A 15,320-nucleotide genomic window follows, 5' to 3' on the forward strand; every position below is an offset into this window, starting at 1 on the left:
TCGGTCTTCGGGGTGGGCAAAGCGACCTCCGCACGTCGATCCAGGGACTTGCGGCTCTGCGACCTGTGCCAGGCGGGTTGCGGGGCTACGCTGCCAAACCATGGGAACCGGGGCCAGCGAGCCGGCGGAGCCGGCCGAACAGCGGCGTCCGCGGCCTGCCAAGGCCGCGTTTACCGCGCCGCCTGAGCGAGAAGAGCGGCGGGCGCCGCAGCCGCGGGCGGGTGACGCGTCCAGCCGGGCGGGCAAGGTGCCGCCGCCGATGCTCTTCCAGGCTCCGCCGGAAGAGCCGGTCGAGACCCCGCGGCCTCGAACAGCTAAGGCTGCCGGCGACGGCTCGGCCCGACGGGATGGCGGCGAGCAGCTCTTCACGCCACCGGCCGACAACGCGCCCACGGACACTGGCCCGGCCAAGGCGGCCCCCCGGCCGCGGAAGAAGACAGCCGCCGAACCAGCAACCGCCAGCGCCGAGCCCCCGGCCAAGGCCGAGCCCTCGGCCAACGTCGAGCCCCCGGCCAACGTCGAGCCCGCGGCCAAGCCCGAACCGCAGGCCAAGAAGGCGGCTCCGAAGAAGGCCGCGGCGGCCAAGCGCACGCCTGCGGCGCGCACCGCCGACCAGCCGGTCGACGCGGTCAAGGACCCGGCTCCGACCGAGACCACTCCCAAGATCCCCGCCGGCCGAAAGGCTGTCGCGGCAGCACCGGCCGACGAGAGCTCAGCGAAGGCCGCGAAGAAGGCCACGCCCAGGAAGATCGCCGCCAGGAAATCGGCGACGCAGAAGGCGGCGGGTGACCTCACTTCAGCGACCACGCCCGATCACGGCCTGACGGAGGAATCGGTGACGCTCAACAACGAGGCCGCCGACTCGCCGTCGATCGCCCAGCCGACCGAGCCGGTTGCCGAGACTCCGGTACCTGCGACGGACGGGATCGAGCAGTCGACCACCGAGCCGGTCGCCGAGACCCCGGCACCGCTCCCCGCGCGGACCGAGCCGACAACCACCGAGCCGGTCGCCAAGACCCCGACACCGCCCCCCGCGCGGACCGAGCCGACAACCACCGAGCCGGTCGCCAAGACCCCGACACCGCCCCCCGCGCGGACCGAGCCGACAACCACCGAGCCGGTCGCCAAGACCCCGACACCGCCCCCCGCGCGGACCGAGCCGACAACCACCGAGCCGGTCGCCAAGACCCCGACGCCGAGTGGGACCGATCAGACAGTCGTCGAAACTGCGACCGAGACCAGCGACCTGGCGCCCGTCGACGGCTACGGCCGCGCGGAGCCGGTGATCCCGACGGGCGCCGCGCCGCCCAAGCCCGGCCCCGGCTCGCTCTGGCGAGTACCCGAGGCTGCCGCGGCCGCGGCTGTGAAGCGCTTCACACCTCAGGCCGACGCCTGGGCGCGGGAGATTCGGGCGACCTACCCGACCGCGACCAACGACGGCCTGGCCCGCCTGGCGCAGCAGAGGTTCATCAGAAAGACCACTGCGGCCGGCGCCGCGGCCAGCCTCGCCAACGGTTGGTCATCGGCCGCCGACCTGGTAGCCACCAGCTGGGTCAACGCCGAACTGATCGCCCACATCGCGGCGGCCTACGGAAAGCAGGCGACGGCGGCGGATCTGCTGGTGCTGACGGGCGTACATCAGGATCATGAGTCGGCGCAGGCCGCCATTGATGGGATCCCAGGGCACAGCGCCAGCCGGGCCCCCATCACCGCGGCCGGCAAGACCGCCACCTGGGCCGCGCTCAAGATCCTTGGTCGCTGGTGGCCGGGGCTCGCCGCAGCCGGCGGCGCCGCGACCGCGACCCTCAACACCGAGCGCGTCGCGGCCAGGGCGATCCAGCGGTTCAGAGCCAGCTGAACCACGAGTGGGGCAGTAGCGAATACCCAACGAATGCCACCACATCCAGGAGCGTGTGTGCCACCACCAGTGGCAACACGCGGCGAGTGCGGATGAAGAACAGGGCGAACACCACGCCCATCACCGCGTTGCCTAGGAAGGCGCCGAAGCCTTGGTAAAGGTGGTAGGAGCCGCGCAATACCGCCGACGCGGCCACGACCCAGACCAGCTTCCAACCAAGATCCCGCAGCTTCGTGACCAGGTAGCCGACTACGACGATCTCTTCCAGGATCGCGTTCTGCGCCGCGGAGAGGATCAGCACCGGGACCGCCCACCACAGGTGTGGCAACGCGGCCGGGACCAGGTTGGCGTTGATGCCTAGCTGCGCCGCGACGAACACCAGCCCCAGGCCGGGCAGCCCGATCGCCGCCGCCAGGGCGACGCCCCAGCCAAGATCGAACCAGGGTCGCCGGGCGTCGAGGCCGAGCAGCGACCGCGGCGAGCGCAGCAGGTACAGCGCCAACGCCACAGGGACAAGAGCGAAGAAGATCCCCAGCAGTTGGTACGTCAGATCCAGATAGGGCCGCGCCGACTGTGAGGGATTCAGTGTGGCCGTCTGCTGTGACAGCGGAGCCGCAGCCGTGAGCCGCGCCACGATCGTCACCAGCGAGTAGATCGCCGACTGGCCAAGAGACAGCCCCAGCACGATCAGAATCTCGGCACGCAGGCGCGTCCGGCTCTCCACGCGCACCGGCGACTGCTCGAGATCGACTGTCACCCGACCCACAATGCCGGATAAAGCTGGGCCGCGGGTGTCAGGGGCGCCAACCCAGCTAAGCCAGCGGTCCCTGGTCGGCGAACCACGCCTGGTCGACCCGAACCCGGACCCAAAACTCAGGCCGCGGCCCCGGAGACGAGACCGAAGAAGAGCCACACAACTGCAGCGGCCCATACGGCACGACCGACGCCCGCCCCGTCACATGCAGCCCGGTCCGCTCGGCAAAAAGATCAAGGAACAGCAACCGCACCTGGCCAGCCACGGACGGGCGCGAATGCCCGAACTCAGGCCACGAGAGAAGGCGCCGCGACGGCACCCGCAGGAACCCCGAAGGCCCCGATCGGGACGTCCGCGGACCTCCGGCCACCGACACGAACACCATCTCCTGCCGGCGGATGAAACCGACCATCCGGTCATCGAGCCGGGGCGGGTCCACCGTTACGGGCCGCCCGACCGGCGCGGTCGATCGCCGTCCGGAGGAGGGCCGGCGGCGCGCGAACGAACCCATTGGGGCAGGGATAACGGTGTGCTCCATGCGAACTCCAGAACTGAAAAAGACCAGCCGGAACGCACAGCGCCTTACCACACGCGGTTCAGCGTTCCACAGCCGTAGATCCATAGACAGGGCCGGATCGCACTCGTCGCACATTCTGTGCGATGCACCTCGACGCTGAGTGCTCACGCTGGTCAGACGTGCACAGTGCGACCACACACACCCTGATCAACCAGAAGTGCGGCGGGCCGGGTGGAGGCCAAGGCGCGTCAGACAAACGAAAAGGGCGTCAATGGGGAACCTTTCACGGCTGCTGAAGGAAAGCTGGACCCTCGTCGAGGAACAGCAGGACAAGGTCGCCGGATATTTCTACGCGCGCATTTTCTTGTCCAACCCGCATGTGCGGCACCTGTTTCCAGTGACCATGGACGTCCAGCGGGCGCGGCTGCTCGGCGCCATCGTGTCGGCGGTGCAGACGCTCGACGACCCGGACCGTTTTGACGAGTTCCTCCGCCAGCTGGGCCGCGACCACCGCAAGTTCCACGTGGAACCAGAGCACTACGACGTGGTCGGCGGCGCCCTGCTGGAGGCCCTGCGCACCTTCGCCGGCGAGGCCTGGAGCATCGAATACGACCAGGCCTGGGGCGACGCCTACGCGGTGATCGCGAAGAAGATGATCGCCGGGGCGGAGGCCGACACCAACCCGGCGTTCTGGCACGCCGAGGTGCTCAGCCACGAGCGCCGGGCCCGCGACATCGCGGTGATGACCTGCCGGCCGCTGCAATATCCACTGGAATACCGCGCGGGCCAATACGTCAGTGTCGAGGCGCCGCGCTACCAGCCGCGGCTCTGGCGTACTTATTCGATCGCCAACGCCCCCAACAAGGAGGGCACGATCGAGTTCCACGTCCGCGCGCTCGGTGCCGGCTGGGTGTCGAGCGCACTGGTCCGCCGCGCCCAGGTCGGCGACCTGCTGCGGATCGCGGCGCCGATGGGCACGATGACGCTCGACCGCAAGTCGACCCGCGACATCGTCTGCGTGGCCGGCGGCACCGGGCTGGCCCCGATCAAGGCCCTGATCGAGGAGCTGACCCGCTACAACCGCACCCGCTGGGTGCACGTGTTCTTCGGCGCCAAGGACCGCGAAGATCTCTACGACCTGCCCGAGCTCAACAAGCTCGCCGCCCGCTACCCGTGGCTGTCGGTCGTCCCCGCGTGCAGCGACGACAGCAGCTTCGTCGGGGAGCAGGGCAACATCGGCGAGGTGGTCTCCCGCTACGGCCCCTGGGGCGACCACGACTTCTTCGTCTCGGGCTCGGCGTCAATGGTCAAGAGCACGATGCGCACCCTGGCCGAGCTCAAGATCCCCGCGGTCCGCATCAAATACGACACGTTCGGCGACATCTAGAAACAGGAGCGGCCTAATAGTTCCAGGGCCGCCCAGTCTCCCGATACTCCGTGATCGGCACCAACGCCGCACCGGGCGGCATCCGCTCGTCATAGAGCCGGCCCTCGAGATGGTCGATCTCGTGTGCCACCAGCCGGGCGAGCCCACGCTCAAACGTGGTCACCCGCCGCGCCCCACTCCAGTCGGCATGCTCGACCTGGACCCGCAGCGACCGAGGCACCAGCCCCCGCACATCGAAGAACGACAGGCACCCCTCGTAGCGCTCGTCGACCCGCGGTGACGCGTCGACGATGCGGGGATTGACCAGCACCAACGGCTCAGCGGCGGGATCCGGCGGACGCACCACAGCGACCGCCACCGCCAGCCCGATCTGCGGCGCCGCGAGCCCGACACCCTTGCTGAAGATGTGCATCTCCTCGATGCGCTCCAGCGCCTCGAACAGCCGATCGACCACATCCCGCCCGGCCTCGGCGTCCACCGGCAGCCGCAGCGGCACCGCCGCATGCGCCAACAGCGCACTACCCCGCTGCACAACCCCGACCGACCGCATCCGCTCGCTCGGCGTGCGCGGCGCATGCCGCTGCGCCGGCACGACCACCGCCGCGGGTTGCCCCGCGCGGCCCAGATCAGGCGCCGCCGGACCTTCCGAATGCAGCAGGGATACGGGCACCGACGCCCGCCGCCCATTGGAGACCAACGAGTCCGGGGCGGCATCGCCAAGCATCGGCGAGGCGGAGGCAGGCGCAGGGGCAGGCGAAGGCCGAACCGCCCGGAACCGCCACTCCAACCGGTAACGCGCATTGAGCGTCGGCGAGTCAGTGCTCCACTCGAACCAGGTGCGATCGCCCTCGGCCCGCCGGGTCACCGGCGTGCGCAACGGCGCCTCCTCCGACGACAGCGACGTCGCGACCCCCCACACCTGCGCGTCAAGATCGGTAGGGAAGTCGAGCCGCACCGTCAGCCGCCGGGTCGGCAGCCGCACCGCACGCTGGAACCAACGCCCCCACTTCTCCTGCCCGACGGTGTAGGCGTATTCGATCGTCACCCGCTCCCCCGGATAGAGCGGGAACCGCCCGTTGGCGTTCTCGAACAGCAGCCAGACCTCTTTGAACGCGTCCCGGTCGTGCTTCTTGCGCCACTCCATCGGCTCACGCGCCGGCGGATCGTCACAGTAGGCCTGTAGGTCGAGCTCGGCGAACGTCAGCGGATGGTCGCGGTGGTGCCGGTTGGACCGCTCCGGGTCCTCCGGATAGCGGTCGACCGCGACCCGCACCAGATAGCGGGTGACCGGCTCGGTGCCGGCGTTGTAGAGGGACCGCCGGATCACGCAGCGATAGTCGTCGCCGACGAAGGCCAGCGTGGCGACCTCCTGCTCGACGATCAGCCCGGTGCCGGGCGGCATCCACTGCTCGGGCACCGGCGGGTCGCGCTGCGGCTGGGCGCCGGCGCGGGCGTGCCGCAGGTCGTCGTATTCCTGGAAGCGCAGCCAGATCGCCCCGCTCGCGCTCAGCACGGCCTCGGCACGCCGGGCGAAATCCTCGGTGGGGCGGTGCCGGCGGCCTTCGACGTGGCTGACGTAGGACGGGTCGAAGCCCATCTGGGTGGCGAGTTGTTTCTTCGTCAGGCCGCGTTCGACCCGCCAGCGAGACAGCTCCGCCGCGAACGAGTCGGCGGCGCGTTCGATCGGCGAGATTGGTGAAGTCGGCGGTGGGCTCGGCATCACGCGTCCCTTTTGGGGCCGGGACTCCCCTAGAAGCCCGGAAATCCAGTCTGCTGCGCCGGTAAGGAACTGGACCATAAGTGGCGCGTTACCGACAAATGCCTTGACAACCGTCGCAGAGCGCGACTAAGTCAACACGGCGCGAAAGTGCGGCGATGAACCCAGACGAGTCGTCCACCACTCCGTCTCGCGAATCTCTGGTTAGGCTAGCCTTAGCACGCTATGTTGTTTCGGCTGGCGAGCCTGAGGTAATAGCGCAAGATGGGTGGAGATTCGGTGACCGCACGGATGCGTTTGGTGGCGGGGTCGAGGTGACAGCGACCATCGACTTCCGCGCGATGGCCGGCGCACCCTTCGACCCGATCACCGCGACGCTGCGGTCGATGTTCGGCACCGACGACCTCCCGGGCCTGACCCGCGGCCTGCTCGTGCACGACCCGGCCGGCTGGCTTCCCGCGACGTCGTTGTCCGACGGCAGTCACCTCCCCGACCTGCTCGACGCCGCCGCCCGCCGCTGGCGCGGCTCACCACACGCCGCCGCCGCGCTGGCCTGGAAGTCCTACAGCTACTGGCTGGTCCTGCCGGCGGTGCTCGGTTGGGCCTCCGCCCGGCGCGTGCCACTGCTGCGCGCCAACGACGTGCTCGTGCACTTCGAAGACCACCGCCCGCTGCTGACCCTGGGCTACCGCCGCACCATCGACGTCGCCGTGCTGCCGAACGACCCGCTGGCCCTTTCCGGCCTGCCCGAGGTCGTGGTCGTCCCCGACGAGGCCGCACTGCTGTCGACGTTTCGCACCTCACTGATCGACGAGCACATCAACCCGCTGCTCGACGCGATCCACACCGAGGTCCGCGTCGGCGCCCGCACCCTGATGGGCTCGGTCGCATCCGGCGTCGCCTACAGCCTGCTCCGCGCCGCCGACTGGCTGCCCGGCTCGACCGCCACCAACATCGACACGCTCCTGGAAGCCCTCCAACTCGACGACCTGGTCGAGATGGTCGACGGCCCCGGCGGGCAACTCAACGTGCAGCGCAAGACCTGCTGCCTGGCCTTCACCCTGCCCCAGCCCAAGCTCTGCGCGGGCTGCGTCATCAAGCCTTCCTGAGCAACGCGGGCCTTTCCAAACGAGTCCATCCACTGTTGACTCCTCCCAGCACCATCCTGTGCAGGGGGCTAACAGCTGCTGGTGTGTGTCGGTCGCTGTTAGTGCTTACTAGTCGGCTGGAGTGCGGGTGACAGCGGACACGAGAACTCCCGCGTGGATGGACAGGAAGCCGGGTCCTGATGGCAGTCACCGACCGTGATGAGGTTGGACCCGGAATCGTAGGCCGGCCTTGTCGTACCTTCTGGCTAGGTTGCGACTATGAGTCGTGACGAGTTGCATTGGTGCCAGTCCGCAGGATCCGCCGGGGGCCGAGGTCTGGATGTTCGACGTGGACCTGTCCCGGGTTCTGCTGGTGCTTCATCGGTGGCGGAGTTGGGTTCACCCGGCGGGCTGGTCGAAACCGCGATCCGGCCTTGGCGACCATTGTGGTCGAGCGCCGAAACCGGTTCGGCCGTTTCGGCTGCGGGTGCCTCGAGGCCGCGATTGTCCGCGCAGGGCCGCCGTCTCCTGGCTGTCGACCCGGCGAACGTCGACGAGGACCTGGCGCGTGACGTGACCGAGATCCTGACGTTGCTGTGCGCACGCCGGTACGGCCGCCGCGGTGCGGCCGTCCAGGCCCGACGCGCCGTCGAAGCCGCGACCGGGGACGTTCCGGGGTGAAAACGATTCAGGCGTTCCGGTTCGCCCTGGACATGACGCCGCGTCAGGAACGTGACGTGTTGGCGCATGCCGGGGCCGGGCGGGTTGCGCATAACTGGGCGCTGGCGCAGGTCAAGGCGGTGATGGACCAGCGGGCCGCGGAGCGCAGCTACGGTGTGCAGGCAGAGCTTCTGACTCCGTCGCTGTCGTGGTCGCTTGCGGGGCTGCGCAAGGTATGGAACGTGGCCAAGCCCGAGGTGGCGCCGTGGTGGGGTGAGGTATCAAAGGAGGCGTTCAATACCGGCCTGGACGCACTTGCCCGCGGGTTGAAGAACTGGGCCGAGTCCCGGAACGGAAAACGGGCCGGACGCCCGGCCGGCTTCCCGCGGTTCAAGTCCCGGCGCCGAACCACGCCGTCGGTGCGGTTCACGACCGGCGCGATCCGGGTCGACCCGGACCGCATGCACGTGGTGCTGCCCCGGCTGGGCCGCCTGAAGCTACACGAGTCCGCCCGCAAACTCGCCCGTCGCCTGGACAACGGCACGGCCCGGATCATGTCCGCCACGGTCCGCCGCGACGGCGGTCGGTGGCACGTCGCCTTCTGCGTTGAGGTTGAACGCGCCGATCGGACCCCGGCCCTGCCCGGCTCGGTGGTTGGTGTCGACGTCGGGATCAAACATCTCGTGGTGCTGTCCACCGGCGAGCTGGTCGATAACCCGCGCCACCTGAGCGTCGCGCAGACCCGGCTGCGGGCGCTGGGCCAGGCACTGTCGCGCAAGAGCGGCCCGGACCGGCGGACCGGACGACGGCCGTCGAAGCGGTGGGAACGTGCCGCTGCCCGGGTCGGCCGCGCTCACGCCCGTGTCGCGAACCTGCGCCGTGACGGCCTGCACAAGCTCACCACTGAGCTCGGCGCTACGTACGGGACGGTCGTGGTGGAAGACCTCAACGTCATCGGCATGCTGGCCAACCGGCGCCTGGCCCGGTATATCGCCGACGCCGGCTTCGCCGAGATCCGCCGGCAACTGGCGTACAAGACTGCATGGAACGGTGGTCGGCTGCTGGTCGCTGACCGCTGGTATCCGTCCTCGAAAACCTGCTCTGGTTGCGGCGCGGTGAAAGCCAAGCTGGCCCTATCCGAGCGTGACTACCACTGCCAGGCGTGCGGCCTGGTCATCGACCGCGACCGCAACGCCGCGCTTAACCTGGCCGCCCTCGCGGCTAAATTCGACACCGCCGGGAGTGGCCCGGTGGCAGCACGTGGAGCCGACCGGAAGACCCGCGCGCGCGGGCAGGTGGCCGTGAAGCGTGAACCCGGCACGGCATCCGCCGGTCAGGCCGGGACCGTCCCACCGCAAGGTAGGACAGCCGATCGCGTGCTCACTAGAGCGCTTTGAAAGGTAACGGAGGCAGGACCGTGGACCCGTTGGCACTGCTGGCCGCGCCCGGTGAGCGACTCGGCTGGACCTTCGACGACCGCAACCTCCGCCGGCAGCCGTTCGCCGAGCCCGAACCGGTCCGGGGCACGGTGCCGCCGCACCTGCGGGCCCGCGCGGCACGGTGGCAGCAGGGGATGCTCCGGCGGATCCTGATCTCCGTCGGCGTCGGCGGAGCGATCGCCGCGGTGCTCTTCCTGTGTGGCGGGACCGTTCTCAACCTGACTACCGCTGGCTGGATCGCCTTCAGCGTCATCGGGCTGCTCCTGTTGCTCGCCGGCGCGGTCGTCGGCGGCCTGGTCGCGCTGCCGGCCATCATCGCCGCCCGGATGGCCACCGCGGCCGAGCGCACCGTCGAGCGCGACTATGCCCGGGCCCGCGCCGGCTGGGACGAGCGCCGCCGGGCGCACGACCGCGAGCAGCAGGAGACCGTCGACCGGCTGCCCGAGTGGCGCGCCGCCGCGCCGGTCGCCGGCAACCGGCGGATCGACATCGTTGGCGGCACCGCGTACGGCTGGGAAGCGGTTCTGACGGTCTTCGGCGGTTCGCTGCTCGCCACCCGCGGCCCGATGCTGCTCGTCGACTTCACCGGCGACGCCCTCTGCGGCGAACTGATGCGGCTGGCCGCGAGCACCGGCCGCACCGTCGGAGTGCGGCGCTTCCCGGCCGAGTTGGCCCGCCTCGACCTGGTCACCGGACTCAGCGCCGGCGAACTGGTCGACTGCCTGGTCGAGGCGATCCACGGCGACGCGCGGCAGGCCGACCGCGCCGAGCGTTCCGAAGACGCCCTGCTGCTGCACGAGATCTGCGACGTGCTCGCACCCGACTTCAGCATGCCGCGCCTGCTCGGCGCGCTGCACGCCTTCACCGACCGACCGGCGCCGGCGCTCAGCGACGACGAACGCACCCGCCTGCGAAACACGCGATCCGACGACCGGCGAAGGCTCCGCCGGATCGAGGCGTTCCTGCATCCACTGGGGACGATGGGCACCGAGCCGTCCGAGCCGACCACTGCCGACCTGTTCTGCCTGATCGCCGACGAGGACACCGGCGGCGTACAACAGGAGTTGTTGAAGGAACTGCTGGTGCAGTGGCTGGCCCGGCAGCTCCGGGTCGACGCACCACCGATGGGCTCGCTCGTTCTGGTCGGCGCGGATGGCATCCACCATCGCTCGATCGAGCGCCTCAGCACGCTCTGCGAGCGCCGCGGCGTCCGTCTCGTGCTGCTCTTCGCCCACCTGCGCGAAGAGTCGCTGCGCACGATCGGCGGCGGCGAGGTCGCGTTGATGCGCCTGGGCAACCACCGCGAAGCCACGGAAGCGGCCGATTTCGTCGGCAAGGGCCATCGGTTCGTGGTCAGCCAGCTCACCCGCACGCTCGGCGGCAACGAGGCGCACACCGTCGCCGAATCCCACGGTGCAGCCGACATGCTGGGCGTCTCCGAGGGCCACCTCCGCTTCACCCAGCACCACGGCGTGGTCCGCGACTGGAGCCGGACGGTCGCCCACGCCGACGGCACCAACTGGAGCGACGCCGAGGCCACCCAGCGGGTCTACGAATACGCCGTGGAACCGCGTGTGCTCCAGGACCTGCCCGACCATGCCCTGCTCTTGGTCCGCGGCGACGGGCAGGGCGAGATCGTGCAGGCGGTCGAGGTCGACCCCGCCATCGTCACGCTGCCCCGGGTGGCGATGGACTAGACGGCGAGCACGCCGCCCTCGACGAGTAGTTCCTGGCCGTTGATGCCGCCGTTGCGCAGCAGGAAGTCGGTCGCGTCGACGATCTCGGCGACCGTGACCAGCCGGCCGATCGGGGTGCGGGCCACGTGCGGGTGGTCGGGCATGTCACGCCACTTGGGACTGTCGCCGACGATGCCCGGGTGGATCACGTTGACCCGGTGCGGTGCGATCTGGGTGGCCAGCGTCTTCGCCAGGCCGGCCAGCCCGGCGTTGTGGGTGGTGACCACGGTCGAGCCCGGGTAGGGGCGGTCCTTGGCCACGCCGCCGAACAGCACCACTGAGGCGCCGGGGCGGAACCGGTCGCGGAGCACCCGCACTACTTCGGCGTAGCCGACCAGCTTGATCGTGTGCGCCGTCACCGCGGCGTTCAGGTCGAAGTCGGCCAGGGTGTTCGGCACCTGACTGGTGGCGGTGATCACCAGGTGGTCGACCTCGCCGACGGAGGCCAACGCGTCGGCGATCGTCGCCGGCTGGGCCAGGTCGACGGCCAGTCCGCTGGCGCCGGGACCGAGCGCGGCGGCCGCGGCTTCAGCAACCGCCTTGTCCCGGCTGGTGACCACCATGGTGTCGCCCCGGGCGGCGAGATGCGCCGCCACGGCCTGACCCAGTCCGCCGGTTCCACCGACAACGATCGACGTACCCATCGCAAAAGTTCCTTAAAGTTTGAAGAACATCGCCGTTGCGAACTGTGCCACGCCGCAACAGCAACCGCCGCTGATCGTGACCATGGTCATCACCGGAACTCGGAGTTCCGTTTAGGCTGGCCGCATGCTCCGCAAGGACGCCGAGCGCAACCGCCAACGGATCATCGAAGCCGCCCGGCAGGTGTTCGCCGACCAGGGCGTGCACGCGCCGGTCGAGGAGATCGCGCGCCAGGCGGGCGTCGGCGTCGGCACCGTCTACCGGCGCTTCCCCGACCGCACCGAGCTGGTCGAGGCCGTGTTCCTCGAACGCGCCCAGCGCTATCTGGTCGCCGCGCAGGAATCCCTGGGCCACCCGGACCCCTGGGACGGCTTCCGGAGCTATCTCGAACGGCTGCGCGCCATGCAGGCCGAGGACCAGACCGTGACCGACGTGCTGACCCTCGATCTGCCGGCGTCCACCGCCTTTCAACAGCTCCGCAAACGGTTGTACGCGACCCAGAACCGGCTGATCCGCGCCGCTCAGGAGCAGGGGACGCTGCGCGCGGACTTCGTACCCGAAGACGTGGTCCTGTTGTTGATCGCCAACGCCGCGATCGTCGACCGGGTCGGCGAGGTGCCGCAGAGCTCGCCCCGGTTCTTCGCCCTCGCCCTCGACGCGTTGCGCACCGACCGACCCAGCCCGCTGCCCGACCCGCCGCCGGCGGAGCCGCTGCTCGCCGCGATGCAACGGCCGCCGGTGCACCGCCGGTCAACCGGGTAGCTTCGCCACGTCCCAGAGCCAGACGTCGCCGACCCGCTCGGGCGGTGCTCCGTACAACGAGGTCAGGGCTTTTTTCCACAGCTCGGTGTCGCGGCGTTGCGGGATCACGACGGCGCCGGCGTTCCAGTAGGCCAGGTCGCCGCGGGCGTTGGCACGGCTCTCCGGTGACAACGCCGGCACCTTCTTGCTGCGGGCCACGTAACGCAGGAAGTAGTTGGTGGGCCGGAACTCCGAGGTGAAGCTCGCGATCCGGTCGGGGCCGACCGGCGCGAGGAAGTAGCCGCCGGCCAGCGGCATCCGGGTCAGCGTGGCGCCGGACCAGCGGATCGGGTCGTTGATGCCGGAGTTCGGCATGGGCACGAACACGATGCTGCGCCCGCCCGCGGTGTAGCGGGCCCAGGTGCCGTCGGTGACGAAGTCCGGCGTGTTGGTCAGTTTCGTGGCCGGCAGCGCGGTCGGCGCGATCGGCACCAGCGCCACGAGCAACGCGGCCGCGGCGACGGCCCGGAACGCGTTGGCCCGGGCCGGTGCGGTGATCGTCTCGGCGTGCCGCTGCGCCGCCGCAACGCCCATCGCCAGCAGCAAGCCGACCACCGGCGTCACCGCGAGCGCCCAGCGGGTCGGCACCGCGGAACTGAGCACCGGCACCTCGTGCAGCGACGCCCACATCGACGGGATGCCGGTCGGTTCGCCGTGCAGCCGGACCACCGGGCCGAGCGAGAGGTAGGCGAACACGACCCCGACGACGAACAGCCCGATCGCGGCCGCGCTGCGCCGCAGGGCCACCACGACGACGAGCGTGAGGGCGAGCAGCGGCCAGCCGAAGAACGAGTTCTCCTCGGCGGCGTTCTGCGCCAGGTCGCGGGCGGTGGCCATGCTGCCGAGCAGCGACTCGCGGGACAGGGCGACATAGGCCGCCAGGTCGGCGCCGTAGTCGCGTACCTCCAGCGGCAGGCCGCTGTAGGACTGGGGTCCGTTGAGCAGGATCGCGATCGGATACCAGAGGGCCGCGAGCGCGACCCCACCCGCGACGAGGCCGCCGAACAGGAACGGTCGCCAGGTGGCCCGGGTCTCCCGCCAGCGGACGGCACCGGCGACGATCAGGAAGATCACCAGGCCGACGGCCGTCATGAACAGGATCTCCAGGTTGATGAACGCCTGCCAGATGATCACCAGGCCGAGCAGCACGCCGTTGACGACGAAGCGCGCCTTGCGCAGCTCGAGCGTGCGCCAGATCAGCACCGGCACCAGGAACTGGGACACCAGGTTGGGGTGTCCGTTGGCCTGAGAGATCATCCCGGGCGCGAAGGCGCAGAAGCCGGCGCCGATCCAGGCCGCCAGGCGGCGGTGCAGCAGATAGCGGGAGAGCACCAGATACCAGCTCACCGCGGTCAGGATCAGGCCGCCGGTGAGGAAGACGTTGAAGGCCGCGTGCGGTCCGAAGAGCAGCGTCACCGGGGTCAGCGGGATCGAGATGCCGAGCACTGAGGTGTTGGCCATCAGGTTGATGCCCAGCGGCGCGTTCATCTGGCCGGAGACGAACGGCGATGCCTGCCCGGTCGCCACCAGCGCGCCGTGCCCGAGCATCCATTCGAAGAACGCCTGGTCGGCCCGGTTGGCGGCCAGCCCCCAGGTCGGGTGCAGCCAGATCCGGTAGGTCACCCAGAACGCCGCCAGCACGTAACTCGCGACCGCCGCCAGGTCGCGGGCGCGGGCGCGCTTCCAGAGCGGTTGCCGGTGCGCCACGAGCGGCGCACTGGTCTCTCTGATCACCCGTGACCCACCTACCGGCATCGGCTCCTCCAAAGCCCGTCAAGGGGTTCTACAGAAGACCGGCAAATCACCGGGTTCCTGGCACATCCGACCTAGGTTTTCATACCGTAACTAATAGGGAAGGTCTCTCACGTTCCATCGAGGTAACTGTCCCTACCGGGGGGAGGCGGCAGATGGCCGAGATCACCGGGAACCAGCACGTGCAGTCCGAGGTACTCGAAGGCTTGGCGACCGCGGTCAACCATCGACATTGGTTCGCCGAACTGGCCCTGCCCTATCTGGGCAGCAACCCGATCGAGATCGGCAGTGGGCTCGGCGACTACGCGCTCGAGTGGGCGCCACACACCCAGCGCTTCACGGCCACCGAGGCCGACCCGGACCGGCTGATCGCGCTCAAGGAGCGGCTGGCCGGCCATACCGACATCGAGGTACGCCAGATGCTGCTACCCAGCCAGGAGGAGGGCGCGTACTCCGCGGTCGTCTCCTACAACGTGCTGGAGCACATCGAAGACGACCGCCGCGCGCTGCAGAGCATGGGCCGGATGGTCCGCCCGGGCGGCGCCGTGATCATCATCGTGCCGGCGTTCCCGTTCGCGATGAGCCCGGTCGACATCGCGACCGGCCACGTGCGCCGCTACACGATCCGGTCGCTGGCCCGGGTGATGAACCGGGCCGACCTGCGGGTCGAGCGGATCAACTACACCAACGCGCTCGGACTGATCGGCTACTACATGGCCACCAGCGTCTTCCGCCTGACACCGAAGGAAGGCGCGATGGTCAAGTTCTACGACAAACTCGTGCTTCCCGCGACGCGGGCGGTCGAGCAACGGGTGCGCCCGCCGTTCGGGCAGTCGGTCTTCGCGGTGGCCCGCCGGCCACGCTGAGACACGCACTGAAAGCGGAGGGTGTGGGATTCGAACCCACGAAGAGGTTGCCCTCTTACCGGTTTTCAAGACCAGCGCCATCGGCCACTAGGCGAACCCTCCT

Annotated in this window: 11 protein-coding genes and 1 tRNA gene; 7 read left to right on the top strand and 5 right to left on the bottom strand. The window is 69.7% G+C overall.

The genetic code is table 11. The features are described from left to right. Positions 1-100 precede the first annotated feature (100 nt). Entirely contained in the window at positions 101-1,858 is a 1,758-nt protein-coding gene (locus DFJ67_RS10820) for a hypothetical protein (protein ID WP_116067762.1), read from the top strand. Here the strand turns inward: DFJ67_RS10820 and DFJ67_RS10825 are convergent. Next, complete coding sequence (locus DFJ67_RS10825) at positions 1,845-2,615, bottom strand: CPBP family intramembrane glutamic endopeptidase (RefSeq protein ID WP_116067763.1); 771 nt, start codon at positions 2,613-2,615, stop codon at positions 1,845-1,847. The two genes, DFJ67_RS10820 and DFJ67_RS10825, sit on opposite strands and share 14 nt — an antisense overlap. A 785-nt stretch (positions 2,616-3,400) precedes the next feature. Between DFJ67_RS10825 and DFJ67_RS10835 the strand changes: the two genes are divergently transcribed. Then, entirely contained in the window at positions 3,401-4,516 is a 1,116-nt protein-coding gene (locus tag DFJ67_RS10835; protein ID WP_116067765.1) for a globin domain-containing protein, read from the top strand. A gap of 13 nt (positions 4,517-4,529) precedes the next feature. Here DFJ67_RS10835 and DFJ67_RS43750 read toward each other — a convergent pair whose 3' ends face one another. Next, entirely contained in the window at positions 4,530-6,236 is a 1,707-nt protein-coding gene (locus DFJ67_RS43750) for a peptide deformylase (RefSeq protein WP_239097266.1), read from the bottom strand. Positions 6,237-6,574: 338 nt separating this feature from the next. Between DFJ67_RS43750 and DFJ67_RS10850 the strand changes: the two genes are divergently transcribed. The 3 genes from DFJ67_RS10850 (at position 6,575) to DFJ67_RS10865 (ending at position 11,117) form a co-directional block, all read left to right on the top strand. After that, on the top strand, positions 6,575-7,342 hold the full coding sequence (locus DFJ67_RS10850; RefSeq protein ID WP_116076021.1) for an IucA/IucC family C-terminal-domain containing protein: 768 nt from the start codon (positions 6,575-6,577) through the stop codon (positions 7,340-7,342). Positions 7,343-7,998: 656 nt separating this feature from the next. Further along, positions 7,999-9,378 (top strand): IS607 family element RNA-guided endonuclease TnpB, encoded by a 1,380-nt coding sequence (tnpB, locus tag DFJ67_RS10860; RefSeq protein WP_116067766.1) that lies wholly within the window; start codon positions 7,999-8,001, stop codon positions 9,376-9,378. Between the two features lie 20 nt (positions 9,379-9,398). After that, the gene (locus DFJ67_RS10865) at positions 9,399-11,117 is read left to right on the top strand and encodes a hypothetical protein (protein ID WP_116067767.1); all 1,719 of its coding nucleotides are present in this window, start codon (positions 9,399-9,401) and stop codon (positions 11,115-11,117) included. Here DFJ67_RS10865 and DFJ67_RS10870 read toward each other — a convergent pair. Then, positions 11,114-11,800, bottom strand: a complete 687-nt coding sequence (locus DFJ67_RS10870) for an SDR family oxidoreductase (protein WP_116067768.1) — start codon at positions 11,798-11,800, stop codon at positions 11,114-11,116. The two genes, DFJ67_RS10865 and DFJ67_RS10870, sit on opposite strands and share 4 nt — an antisense overlap. Before the next feature lie 124 nt (positions 11,801-11,924). Between DFJ67_RS10870 and DFJ67_RS10875 the strand changes: the two genes are divergently transcribed. Further along, the gene (locus tag DFJ67_RS10875; RefSeq protein ID WP_116067769.1) at positions 11,925-12,560 is read left to right on the top strand and encodes a TetR/AcrR family transcriptional regulator; all 636 of its coding nucleotides are present in this window, start codon (positions 11,925-11,927) and stop codon (positions 12,558-12,560) included. On the opposite strand, the gene DFJ67_RS10880 is transcribed toward DFJ67_RS10875, so the two are convergent. Then, the gene (locus tag DFJ67_RS10880) at positions 12,549-14,333 is read right to left on the bottom strand and encodes a DUF6311 domain-containing protein (RefSeq protein WP_116067770.1); all 1,785 of its coding nucleotides are present in this window, start codon (positions 14,331-14,333) and stop codon (positions 12,549-12,551) included. The genes DFJ67_RS10875 and DFJ67_RS10880 overlap by 12 nt on opposite strands. A 173-nt stretch (positions 14,334-14,506) precedes the next feature. On the opposite strand from DFJ67_RS10880, the gene DFJ67_RS10885 reads away from it, so the two are divergent. Further along, entirely contained in the window at positions 14,507-15,217 is a 711-nt protein-coding gene (locus tag DFJ67_RS10885) for a class I SAM-dependent methyltransferase (RefSeq protein ID WP_116067771.1), read from the top strand. A 15-nt stretch (positions 15,218-15,232) separates the two neighbouring features. Here the strand turns inward: DFJ67_RS10885 and DFJ67_RS10890 are convergent. Next, positions 15,233-15,319: transfer RNA gene (locus DFJ67_RS10890), tRNA-Ser, on the bottom strand. Between the last annotated feature and the right edge of the window lies 1 nt (position 15,320).

This window comes from Asanoa ferruginea, assembly GCF_003387075.1.
Classification (GTDB): Bacteria; Actinomycetota; Actinomycetes; order Mycobacteriales; family Micromonosporaceae; genus Asanoa; species Asanoa ferruginea.